This is a genomic window from Pseudoalteromonas sp. SR44-5 (assembly GCF_014163675.1).
Taxonomy (GTDB): Bacteria; Pseudomonadota; Gammaproteobacteria; order Enterobacterales; family Alteromonadaceae; genus Pseudoalteromonas; species Pseudoalteromonas rhizosphaerae.
Genome location: NZ_JACJDT010000002.1, coordinates 125,669 through 138,269, shown reverse-complemented (window position 1 = coordinate 138,269; position 12,601 = coordinate 125,669). Strand labels below are relative to the sequence as shown.

The following is a 12,601-nucleotide window of genomic DNA, read 5'->3' as shown; positions in this document are numbered from 1 at the left end:
CGGCTGTCAGCTATTTGATAGATGGCAGCCGAATTCATTAGGAGTGAACCATGAGTCAGTTTTTAATAGCGGATGACCACCCGTTATTTCGCGAAGCACTAAAAGGGGCATTAACGGCAAAGTTTGATGGTTTAGAGGTTTTTGAATCTGAAAATTTTGAAACTACATTGCAAGTGCTTAGTGAACAAGAAGATTTAGATATCTTACTACTAGACCTACATATGCCCGGCAGTGGCGATTTATATGGCCTAATTCGCATTCGTGAAGATTATCCAAGCTTGCCAATTGCTGTTGTCTCTGGCAGTGAAGATATCAATATTGTTTCAAAAGTTATGAGCTACGGGGCGATGGGATTCATTCCTAAGTCATCATCATCAGATGATATTGCCGGAGCAATTAATCAAATACTCGATGGCGATGTATGGCTACCACCTGAGCTTAAAGACAAAGTAGCGAGCGTTACCAATGAAGATAAAGAAATCGCCGCTCAAGTAGCCTCCCTTACCCCACAGCAATATAAAGTGCTGCAGTACTTACACGAAGGTTTGTTGAATAAACAGATCGCTTATGAACTACATATTTCAGAAGCGACGATCAAAGCGCACATCACCGCGATATTCCGTAAGCTTGGCGTGTATAACCGCACGCAAGCGGTGTTGATAGCTGCAAAATTACAACTCGAACCTATCGAGCAAACACATTAAGTACAGTATAAAAGTAGTCAATAATAAAAAAAATAAAGAGGCGTTGAGCCTCTTCATTCTACTCTATTTCTAGAGCCTAGCTAAATACGACGGTTCGATTACCATTAATAAATAGCTTATGTTCTGATGCTAATTGCAGTGCTTTACAAAACACTGTTTTCTCTACATCTTTGCCCATTTTAGCCATCATTTCAGCGGTGTTTGCATGGTTTACATGGGTGACGTCTTGTATAATAATCGGCCCTTCATCAAGCTCATTATTAACAAAATGCGCCGTCGCACCAATGATCTTCACACCCCGTTCAAATGCCTGATGATACGGTTTTGCACCGATAAAAGCAGGTAAAAATGAATGATGAATATTGATAATTTTACCGTCAAAACGGCCTACAAATTCAGGGCTTAAAATCCGCATATATTTGGCAAGGCCAATGATATCGGGATTGTAGCTGGCAATTAAGTCACCCACTTGCAGGTCGTGTTCAGCGCGTGATAACCCTTCATGGCTGACCACATGAAACGGCACATCAAAGCCCTTCGCCAATGGCGCTAAGTCAGGGTAATTAGCAATCACAGCCAATACTTCAATATTCAGTGCTTGCTCAAATTGCTTTAGCAATACGCCCCCTAAGCAGTGGGCTTCTTTAGTCGCTAGTAACACCACTTTAGTTTTCTCGTCAGTGTGCAGTGCTAATTGCGCGCCATCGGGTAACAAAGCTTGTAATTGATTTAAAAAATCTGGATGTGGTTGGCCCGTTAGTTCAGTGCGCATAAAAAAGCGCTGAGCATCTTTATCTACAAATTCATTATTGCGGGTAATATTTAAATTATGCTGATGACAAAGCCCGGTGATTTTCGCTATTAAGCCGACATCATCGGCACATTGCGTGGTTAGTATCGTGTTCATTTTTCCTCATTCTAATCCCGTGAACAGTGGCTCCATTATTTGTTAATTTGTCACAATAGCAAGGGCTTTATTGAGAAATTCAGTATTACCTAAATTGCTATAAGTGGAAAATAAAAAAATATTTTAATTTTGTGAGAAATTATTATACAGATTTCGTTATGGGTTATTTATTGTTCATTATCTTATTATCGTCAGGTAGACAAAATATAACAACGAAAGGGATAATTTTATGAATCTAATTAAATCAATGCTTGCGGCATCTATTTCGCTGGCTTTATTGTCTGGCTGTGAATCTGATTTTGTTGATCACCCTGATGAGCCTATAAATACCGCACCAGTTATTAGCGTAAGCGATACAGCAGTAGTTGAAAAACAAGCTATTTCAATCAGTGCCACAGTGCAAGATGAAGGCCCCGTTACTTATCTTTGGAGCCAAAATGCAGGGTTGTCAGTTGCATTAGAGAACACCAATACAGGGACTGTTAGCTTTATTGCGCCAAGTGTTAGCGAAGATAAAAAAATATCTTTAAATTTAACTGTTACAGACAGTGAAGGTTTAACGAGTGAAAAAAATGTTGTAGTTGATATTCAACAGCAGCTGGTTAAATTATCACTGGAAGGCATAGCAACAGATTCCCCCTTAATTGACGCGGCTATAAAAGCCAAAATAGGATCGCAAGAGTTCACGACAACGACAAATAGCGATGGTTATTATAGCTTAGAGTTAGCACTTGACGATGATGCTGATATGAGTCAATTGGTGACAATTGAAGCACAGGGTAAAGAGCAACAACAAGCCGCTTTGTTGCAGTCACGACTAATGAGCTTTGCAAGCTTAAAAACGAAAGCGGGCGATGACGCTGTACTTACTAATGACGAAGACTTTTCGGTAAATATTACTAATCTAACCACAGCAAAGTCGGCGCTTTTGGCGCGAGAAAATTTATTCGTAGACATTAAAAGCGAGCAAGACTTGAAACGCTTGTCGAATGAGATTAGTGCTGATGAGCTCGTTAAGGTTGCTACGACTATAAAAGTTATTTTGGACAAATCAACGAGCAATGAATTATTTGCTTTACCCGAGGGAGTAAATAATGTTTTAGAGCTGGCTTTAGATAATGAAAAAATGACTCAGTATATTAAAAAAGTGGAGCAAACGCCCGAGTTTAGCCAGGCCCAAGAAGAAATGCTAGCTGATGAGAAGGTTGTTCAGTCTACAAAGACTAATAACATTAAAACTTTTTACTATAATCGTGGCAATTTATCTATTAATCAAGTTATTGAATTAGATAACGACGGCACTGGTCGTTACCTTCTTCAAAATTATGATGGTCGCTTCGACTGGATATATCAAAACGATGTGTATACCTTAAATAATCCTGAAGGTTTTTATGCTTATCAGACTACTGCTGATATTGAAATTGGTGGTGAAACAAAGCGGGTTCGCCAAGAGGTTACTACTTATAAAGCAGAGCTAAAGTTAATTGCGGCAACTGAAAATGGTTTTTTAGTCAAAGAAACTGAGTATAAAAATGTAGAGTACCCAGATGGTGAGTTAGAAAATTATCAACTCACTAACGAGTCTATCCTTAAAGTATTCACTCAAAATGAGCAAGTTGATTTTACCTTCGCGCAAACTCAAAACCCTATTGCATTGCCTGCACCGCATATTTTCGTTGATCAAGTATCTCTTGGTGCGATTACGTTAATGTTAAATGACGATGGAACAGGTGCTGTTTCAGAGCTTGGAAATACGCCTATTACTTGGCGAATGATAGAAGATAATAACAAACAGTCATTACATATCACACTGAGTGATTACGATAATGAAACAATACTATTTAGGCAATTAACAAGTGATGGTGATATTGCAACGTTTGCTGCATTTAGTGAATTTGACGGAATTAAAAATGCGAGTGTAGGTACTGGCAGCATTATCGACGAATCAGAGACATTCAATATTGCAACAATCCCTGGAATATATAGCTACAACTTTGATGGTAAGAGTTTAGATGAGTTTTGGTTTGAGCTTTGGCCTGATGGCAAAGCTATTTCGATGAGTGTGTACGACAGCAATGAGGATGGGCAATTATCAGTTGCTGAAAGTCGAATTTATGCTGGTAACTGGCATCTTGATGATGACATTCTTACAATAACGCGAAACCTAAATGGACGAGATGATTGTTACTACGTTGAGCAAGATCCTAATTGCTGGTTGTGGAATACTCGGCAATGGAAGCTAATTGAACAGATCGAAGATACTATTTATGTAAATAACATGCATCAATTTACCTATAGCCAAGGTGAGGAACCAAGAGAGAAAACGTTCGATAATCGCAAGTTTAATCGAGCAACTGAGCGGCCTATTTCGTCGCCACTACCTGATGAAATTTTACAACAGATAGGCTATCAGCCCCCTGTTTCTTTGACTGGCCTAATTAGCCCTAATAACTACTTGGGTAAGCGTTTGTATTTTACAGATCATGATTATAAAGTGGAAGGCGAGCTTGGTTATTTTCAATTTGATGACAATAACTCATTTCAATATTATCAAGATAACAACCTATCAACAGGGACTTACCAGATATTTTCTGATAATCAATTAATATTACGCGATGGTTCATCATTAATGTATGGGGCTAATTATAGTTTATTAATTGGCTCGAGTAATGTGGTAATTGCTACTTTTGAAGAGCATATTTGGCCGCATTTTACTAGCGAAAACGATGCCAAAGAATACATGAGTATTGTTGCCGACAATAAACCTGTAAGTAACGTCGAACATTTAATCGGGCGCGATATATATATGGTCGACCGAGATCGAGATGATCAGTGGGTGGTTAGTTATTTGAAGTTTGATGAAGATAAAATCACAATTTATAGTGATGAAAGTTTCACAACCATTAATACAGAGCTTGATTACAGTGTTGATGACACAGGCATGATTAGCTTCCCGGATGATCAAAATACAATGTACTTATCGTTAGTGACTGATGAGTTTAATATTATTATTACTAATGATGTAGGAAATAGCAGTAAAGATTTTAACTATTTCTTATTTGATCAGCAAAAAGCAAAAGATTTTGTTAACAACACAAATGCATTAAGAGAAAGCGCACAGCGTTAACTCCACTTACAATCTTTTAGTTTTAACAAAAATAAAGCGCGATAATTTTTATCGCGCTTTTATTCGTTTTAGTGGCCTGCAAAATTACCGTCGCAGAGATTTTATATCACGTAAAATGTGTAAATGTTAGGTTATAAGGCCGACGCGGGGTAAACCCTTAAAAGAACGGGGGTAAACCCGCTGTTATGGTGTTGTATGGAGGTGATTGTGGCTCGTTTAATTTTTTGTTGTTTGATGGTTGGTGTTTTACCAGGGTGCGCGATGAGTGACCCATCTGCAGAGATTGATGAAAATCAGTATGTATATCCTTATAAATGTACACATAAAGGAGAGGTTGAATATCATTCAATCACGGCACGTGAGCCTTTAAGTAAAGCGTTTTTAGCTAAAATGCAAAATGCATTGCACGAGGGCTTTGAGCTAGACCCTAATAGTTGCGTGCCTGTAGAGGCAATACCAGACGCTAAGAATAAGTAATTCGTCTCAACGATTTAGTAACGCCATTAAGACAGATAAAAATATTTTAAATTTATGAGAAAAATTTAACTTCTATTCGTGTCTGTCATTGTTGTGATTTCTTCGTAAAATTTATTTAGCTATAAATAATAACTATCTAAGGAATTACATGAAGTTACAGTTTGAATCACCTAAAGTTAAAACATCAATTTTATTCACGTTCAGTCTTCTTCTATCTGCTTGTGGAGGTGGTAGCGATGACTCACAAACTACAAAATCTGATGCAGATAAACAGCCAGATAAAGTAGAAGCGTCGCGCTTAGTGTGGGAAAAATTATTACCAACAACAAGCTTTGCTTATTACTCGTCACCGGCACTTAGTGCTGATGAGCAAACAATTTATATAGGCACAGCTAAGAATGTACGCAATGACCCCGCAGGCAGTGATTTGATGGTAGCTTATAACCGCAATGGCAGTGAAAAGTGGCGTTACACTTTGCCTAATGGTGAAGAAGTGCGTTCAAGCCCTGTTGTACATAATGAAAATATTTATTTCACTGTTGATAAGCGAGTAGGTGAGTTTGAAAAAGCATATCGCGATTTAGTAGCTCTAAATAGTAGCGGCGAGCAAATGTGGCGTCAACGCGTATCTGATTATGGCTTTCAAACAGGTTCTGGTTTAACCAAGGTTGCGGCTTTTGAAGGCCAAGTTATATATACCGGTTTAGATATCCGCGCTTTTAATGCGCAAACGGGTGAGAGCTTGTTTGAGCGTTTATGTAACTGTGCAGAGCGACAAGACCGATTTGTAAATGGAGCGGTAAATCACAATGGAGAATTGGTATTTTATGATGAAGGGCGCGTACTTAAGCTTGATTTAAATAGTTATGAGTTAGTTGGCGAATTCAAAGATATAGACACCTTTGAAGGTGACTTGGTTTACTCTACTCCAGCTATTGATTCTAACAATAATATTTACTTTGGGTCTGAAGCCGGAGTTTTATACAGCTTTGATGATAATTTGGATCTTCGTTGGCAGTTTGAGTTACCAAACCCGCAGGTGTTCGAGGCGCCATACATTCGCTCATCGGTAGCGATAGATGAGTCGCGTAGTACGATTTATTTTGGTACAAAAAATAATGATGATAGTGAGTTTTACGCACTCGATATCAATGATAAAAGTATAAAATGGCAAGTGGCAATTACCGGTGATGTTTATGTGTCTCCTACCATTGGCGATAATGGTAATGTGTACTTTTCTTCAGAAAGTAATTTACTTTATACATATAAACCAGATGGCACGCTTGCATGGCAATATGATTTAAAAGCAAATGTAACTTGGTCTTCTCCAGCTATCGATAGTCAGGGGGTTTTATACATAGGTACTTTATCTGAAAGTAATGTATCGGCCGCAAGTGCAACAGGTAAGCTTGTGGCTATTCAAACCGACAGCACAGGTTTAATGCCTAATACTTGGTCTAAAATTCACCGGGATAATCAAAATAGTGGCGTGGTTAAGTAAAGTTAAAGTAAAGCAGTCGCACTAGTGTGCGATTGCTTTAACTAAAATTACAACGGGTTTACCACTGAGAACCGTTTATCAGAAACACTCCAGTAACCCAGATCAGAGACGATTAAAATTTTATAATTGTTACCTCGGCCATTAAAGAGTGCAGGGTCTAAGTTAAACTCTCCTGTATTTGGCAGTTCTTCAGCGAACTGGTACCAGCGCCTATTATTCACGATATTTAAATCCACTTGTTGCTTATCGCCAATTCCGCGAGAGTCATCATGCAGAACATACATAGCAACGGTTTGTCCGTAGAGTTTATTGGCGTTCCAGGTTATCGTTTTTTGCTGACCTACAGGGTAAATATCAAGGGCTTTAGGTGTGATAATAGTTGTAACCAATTTGTCTTTTAGTAAAAAGTGCTCTAAACCGTTATCAACAGTTTTACCTGAAGCAATACTAAAGAAACCATCAGATAGGCTCCAATAGCCTAAATCGCTGATGAGCATAAGTTTAAAGCGATTTGTGCCATTGGCCATAAAATGATAAGGGTCAATTTGGGCTGTTCCCGTGTTTTTTAAATTAGTTGCCGCTGGGTGCCAATCAATTTTCTTCAAATTATTAAAATCATCAAAGCTGTTAACTTTATAGTTGACGGTATGATTGACTAATACACTTATCGTATTGCCAATTAATCGTTTGCTATCCCATTCAATCGTAAATTCAGAGCCTATTTTTAGTTGGCTTGCATGTTTAGGGGCCGTGATAGAGCTAACTCGCTTTGTTTCACTTATCGCGTTGATATCTCTGGCAGGGCTAAATTGGTTCTTTGTGGAGTGTGATATATGGTTTTGCTTTTCGAGTTGTGCTAACCACTGTGTGTGTGGATTATTGTTTAGCTTATTAATAGTCGCTATTAATTCAAATGCCAAGGGAGAGTTTGATTTAGCATAAACAATGAGCTGCTGCATTTGCTGTGAAGTTAAAGTATTAAACATATTTGTTTTTATCACAAGCTCTAACCATTGAACTTGCTGTTGCTTGCTTAGTTGTGTTAGGTCAATATCAAATAATGCTGTTTTATTCAGTGTATTTTGTTCATATTGCGCCGTGTATTTTGCTAAGGTGATATCGTAATATTGGCTTGATTGTTGTGTACCATTGGCAAGCCATAGCTCTGCATTCTTTAAGGTTTGTGAGTACTTACGCAAACTTAAACCTAGCATGGTACTTTCATAACGCCCCTTCATGCATTTTTGATCACTTGTCGAACAATGTAGTAGCTGTTTATTTAAAAAGTTATTTGCTTGCAAATAATCACGTTCTTTTAGGTAATATTGATATTGCTCATATAGTACAGTACTAAGTTCATGTTCAAAGTTTGGGAGTAGCTGTTGATAGATAAACATGGCTTTATTCAGGGCTTGTTCTTGCGCAAGTTGTGCACCTGCTTGAGCATATAAATTTGCCGCAAAATGGTTTAATTTTGCGAGCTCACAATGTAGTGGGTGGTAGTTATTCGCAGCATTTTTTAATGTTGAGTCTAGTAACTTAATTGCTTGGTCTATTTGATTATCTTCTATCAGTAGGCTGCTTTTCATTAACGATTGCCATGCTTTTTGCGAGGCAGACGTTGCTGTCGTATTTTCATTCTCGAGAATTAATTGACGGCTGAGTATAGGGTGATTATCACGATGAGTAAAAATATGTATTAATAATTCCAGTTTTAGTTCGGATGCATCGCTATTTTGAAAAGCTATTTTGATCTGCTTTATGTCACCAGCTAAATAGCTATCTTTAGTAAGCCAACCAAGCAATTTAATGTTGCTGTTTTGAGGGTTTTGCTGCGATAGTTTTTGCCAAAGAATTCGTGCTTTTTGTTGTTGATTTAATTTAATTAAACTTTTAATTTTTAATATTTGCATGTCAATCGAACTATCGCACAACGCCAATATATCTAAAGCTGCTGTAAAATTTCCATGCAAGTATAAGCTTTGGGCAACGGTTAAGAGTACGCTTTGTTGGTTTTTTGGGCTTAATTGACTCTGCATTACTTGTTCAACACCAGCAAGTAACAAGGCCGATACCGACAGTTTTGCACCTTGCGGCGCTAGCGGTGTGCTGCTAATTAGTAAGTTTTGATAAAAGTTGAGCAGTTCATACTGTTGCTTTGCGGCTTGCTTTTGTTCATCTTGATAAAGAAATAAGCTAATACAGGCGACACCCAAAAAAGCGATAGTTGAGGTTATTAGAGCAGCAGTAAGAGGGGAGCGTCTTATAAACTTACCTAATATATATGTTTTTGAGTGTTTAAACCAAAGTAATGGACGATGCGCCAGATAAGCGGCGATATTTTGTTTTAATGTATCTGCTGATGCAAAGCGTTGCTGTGGTAGTGGCGCCAGTGATTTATTGATGATTTCTTGAAGCTCTGTACTAATAGGTTGTATAAGTAGTTTTTCTAAAATACGCCCAAGGCTATAGATATCAGCTTGGGTTGTTAAGCTTTCACCAGCCAGTTGCTCTGGGCTTGCAAACTCGTGACTAAGCGCTTTTATATATGCGTTATGTAATGGTATTTCATGATTCATGGAACTGGAACGCGCAACCCCAAAATCAACAAGTTTAGGTTCACCATTGTTATCTACTAGGATATTTGAAGGCTTTAAATCTGCATGGATCACCCTATTTTGGTGAGCATACTCAACGGCATCACATACTTTTTGAAATACCTCTAACCTTGCTTTTTGCGAAAGGTTTTTTGCGTAGTTAATTAATGTATCACCGGCTATATATTGAATGATGATGTAAGTGCCAATACTGCATTTACCGACATCTAATACGCTAGCTATATTGGGATGTGATAATTTGGCAAGATATTGCGCTTCTTGTAAAACATGTTTTTGTCCATGTAATTGTACAATGGATGGATAAAATAACTTAATCGCTACCTTTTGATTTAACTGGCCATCATTTCTAGTCGCCAAGTAAACTGCACCCATTCCCCCATAGCCAATTAATTGCTCTAACCTAAAGTGACTTATTTCGCCGCCTTGCAGTTGTAAAAGCTGATGATCATTAGTAAGTAAATTTAATTGGCCATGTAATAAGTCATTAAACAATGAGCTTTGATCATTACTTGTATGTGCATTTATTAATTGCTTCACTTCAATGATGAATTGTTCATCAGATAGTTGTAATTGCAGCAATCCTGAGGTTAAGTTGTTGGCATGGTGTGTAAGTAAGTGTTCAAAACACGAAAGCGCGTCTTTAAATTGATTCATTAATTATCTTAATTTGTTTGAATACGCACTTTTATAAACGCTTTAGCAGCATCTAATTCGCGATAAATAGTAGCAAGTGAGACCTTGAATTGTTTAGCTAGCACTTTAGTATCTAGGCCCAAAAAGTAATGTTGAGAGAATATTTGAGCTTTTTGCGGATGATTTTTTTCTAGATGATTTAGGGCGCTATCTAATGCTAAAAAATCCTCTTGGTGTTTTAGTTGATCGTTTTGTTGCTGGATTTTTTCTGCGTTAGGAGTGCGTTTGAGAGTTTGAAACTTGCGAATTTCATCGCGTAAAATATTACGGATAAATACACTTAAATAAGTATTAAATTGTGTTTGGTGATTAATGCTTTGTTGTGGCGGGATTAATTCAATAAGTGACTGATGTAGTAGCGATCCAGTATGCGGTAAGTGCTGCAATACATAGGTTGAATCGATTTCATTACGGTAACCTTCTAAATGTACATGACAAACTTGTTTCAGGTGGTAGTAAAGCCGAGCTTTAAGTTCATCAGCACTTTGCGGGCAACCATTTTGCCAGCCATTGATTAGATCTTCTAATGATGCCTGCATCGATCTTCCTTATTTCGATATTTCAATTAATAAGGTACATTTGCGGGACTTTAATTACAAGTGTTAACTTAATGTTCGTTAATCAATTCTCTCAGCTGTGAGGGAGTCGTCCCAGTCCAGCGTTTAAATGCGCGGCGAAAGTTAGTTAAGTCGCTAAAGTTAAGTTCGCCTGCTAGGGTTTCGTTACTTTGCGCTAAAGTGGCGATATTAAACACCGCGGTTTGGCGATTGATACAATCTTGCAAGGCGCTAAAACGAGTATGATGTTGTTTTAGTTTTCGCTTAAAAGTGGCGGGGCTCATAGCGAAATGCTGGGCAACTGTTTCGAGGTTTTGTTGTGGTTGAGCGCCAATATGATTGCGCACTAATTGCAGCCAAGATGCCGCAGGTAAAGGGTGCTGCTTTATGGTTGCTAATGATTGCTGCAGCAGGCTCGGACAGCTATCTATTAAGTGTTTGTTATAAAGTTCATCACTAATACTGACCATAAATAATTGTTGTGAAAACTTGCAGTTGGCTTGTAGGTTAGTTTGATATTGCTCTATGTGTGAGGGCTGCGCATAGGGAAACGAAAAACATAAATCACTGTTATTACCTATTCGCCATTTACATGTTGCAGCGATAAAACTGGCAAATAATTCGCAGCAAAATTGTTCTACGGCTGCATTTATTGCCCCGAAGCTGAGGTTGATAATGAAGTAATGTCGGCCTTGATGGTATTTATGTTCGGCATTAAATAAGTTAAAGCCATGTAAAGGAGTGCGTGTGAGTAGTTTTTGCAGTGTGCGTAAACTTTCTGCTTGAGAAAATGCGCTATATAACGGATTGTGATTAAGTAGTTTTCGCCCTAGTAAAAAACTGAGTTGGTGTTGATTATCAAATTGACGACAGTTTTCTTGTAATCGATAAAATTGCTCAACACTGATCGAAGCCGTTCCAGCTGCAAAATCTTGATAAAATAATCGAGTCCCTTTGAGTAACTTATCAGGGTGTACCCCTCGGTGCTTGGCTAAATCCACTAATTGCGCCGCCCATGACTGTAAACCTTGATAAGGAGAGTCGATATAACTGCTGTTGCTAAGGTTTGCACTCACGCAGTATGTCCATGTAAGTTTTTGTTCGTTAGTAATTTTTGATGCAATTGACTGAGTAAACCAGAGGTCGAATCACGGTGCGTTGCAGCTACTAAACTGGTGTGTACTTTTTGTTTGTAGCTCACAGCTTTGTCGCTGCTATTAAACGAAAACGCTTCTAAAGCACTGACTAACGATACGCTTAGCCGCTCTGCAACAGCGAGTTCGGTATTGGGTAACATGACAATAAAGCAATCACTGGCGTAACGGCAGACTAAATCTTGTTCACGTACATTCAAGGTGATCACTTGAGCAAACTCTTGTAACAGCTTATCGCCTTCTGCATCACCGAATTGACGATTAAACCGATCAAATTGAGCAATATCTAACATCAGTAATGAAAACCCATGCAGGCTATGATGGAGCAAATTTAGCTCGCGGTTGATCTGGCTTTTCATATAATCGGCGCTAGCTAGGCCGCTGATAGCATCACTGAGTTGATGCTCTCGATAAAAGCGCTCGCGATTACGTAATTGTTGATTAATGGTCATTTGCTCTTGGTGCCAATGATACAAAGCCATGGTCATTAAAATCATCCCAAATGGTGCGGGAATAGATTCAATGGTACTGAGCCATGCTTGTTCATCGCTGTAATATACAAATTCATCAATAAAATCGAGGGTCATCGATAAGTTCATAATCGCAAGGCCTGAGAATAATAAGTTAGTTACTCGTCCCTTTGGCCTACTTAATAGAATAAAAAAGATCCACAGCAGGGTCATGGCAGTAATACCGCCTTCGCCACCGACATCAAACCAGTCGATCTGGCTATGGCCTTTGTAGTGGCCGTAGCTAAGTGTCAGGGTTAATACGCTGGTTAACATCACCACTAAGATAAGCAGTAATGAGCGATGTAATTTTAAAAACGATAAATTCATTGTCAGCTCAATAGGTATATTTGA

9 protein-coding genes are annotated in these 12,601 nt (G+C 38.4%); 4 read left to right on the top strand and 5 right to left on the bottom strand.

Annotation, left to right across the window (positions count from 1 at the left end; all coding sequences use genetic code 11):
• The first annotated feature begins 50 nt into the window (after positions 1-50).
• Positions 51-704, top strand: a complete 654-nt coding sequence (locus H5154_RS01725) for a response regulator transcription factor (RefSeq protein ID WP_145235295.1) — start codon at positions 51-53, stop codon at positions 702-704.
• A gap of 76 nt (positions 705-780) precedes the next feature.
• On the opposite strand, the gene purU is transcribed toward H5154_RS01725, so the two are convergent.
• Entirely contained in the window at positions 781-1,611 is an 831-nt protein-coding gene (purU, locus tag H5154_RS01720; RefSeq protein ID WP_182717186.1) for a formyltetrahydrofolate deformylase, read from the bottom strand.
• A gap of 229 nt (positions 1,612-1,840) precedes the next feature.
• Between purU and H5154_RS01715 the strand changes: the two genes are divergently transcribed.
• The 3 genes from H5154_RS01715 (at position 1,841) to H5154_RS23540 (ending at position 6,716) form a co-directional block, all read left to right on the top strand.
• The gene (locus H5154_RS01715) at positions 1,841-4,738 is read left to right on the top strand and encodes a PKD domain-containing protein (protein ID WP_182717185.1); all 2,898 of its coding nucleotides are present in this window, start codon (positions 1,841-1,843) and stop codon (positions 4,736-4,738) included.
• 207 nt (positions 4,739-4,945) lie between these two features.
• The gene (locus tag H5154_RS01710; RefSeq protein WP_145235301.1) at positions 4,946-5,215 is read left to right on the top strand and encodes a hypothetical protein; all 270 of its coding nucleotides are present in this window, start codon (positions 4,946-4,948) and stop codon (positions 5,213-5,215) included.
• Between the two features lie 148 nt (positions 5,216-5,363).
• Positions 5,364-6,716, top strand: a complete 1,353-nt coding sequence (locus H5154_RS23540) for a PQQ-binding-like beta-propeller repeat protein (protein ID WP_145235303.1) — start codon at positions 5,364-5,366, stop codon at positions 6,714-6,716.
• A 47-nt stretch (positions 6,717-6,763) separates the two neighbouring features.
• On the opposite strand, the gene H5154_RS01700 is transcribed toward H5154_RS23540, so the two are convergent.
• The 4 genes from H5154_RS01700 to H5154_RS01685 all read right to left on the bottom strand — a co-directional run bounded on the left by H5154_RS01700 (position 6,764) and on the right by H5154_RS01685 (position 12,577).
• Complete coding sequence (locus H5154_RS01700; RefSeq protein ID WP_145235305.1) at positions 6,764-9,988, bottom strand: serine/threonine-protein kinase; 3,225 nt, start codon at positions 9,986-9,988, stop codon at positions 6,764-6,766.
• An 8-nt stretch (positions 9,989-9,996) separates the two neighbouring features.
• A complete protein-coding gene (locus H5154_RS01695) occupies positions 9,997-10,566 on the bottom strand; it encodes a sigma-70 family RNA polymerase sigma factor (protein ID WP_145235307.1) in 570 nt (189 codons plus the stop codon).
• A 68-nt stretch (positions 10,567-10,634) separates the two neighbouring features.
• Positions 10,635-11,660 carry an AraC family transcriptional regulator gene (locus tag H5154_RS24015; protein WP_182717184.1) on the bottom strand — a complete coding sequence of 342 codons (1,026 nt, stop codon included), beginning with the start codon at positions 11,658-11,660 and terminating at the stop codon, positions 10,635-10,637.
• Entirely contained in the window at positions 11,657-12,577 is a 921-nt protein-coding gene (locus H5154_RS01685; RefSeq protein WP_145235311.1) for a GGDEF domain-containing protein, read from the bottom strand. Before H5154_RS01685 ends, H5154_RS24015 begins: the two co-directional genes overlap by 4 nt.
• Positions 12,578-12,601: the final 24 nt, after the last annotated feature.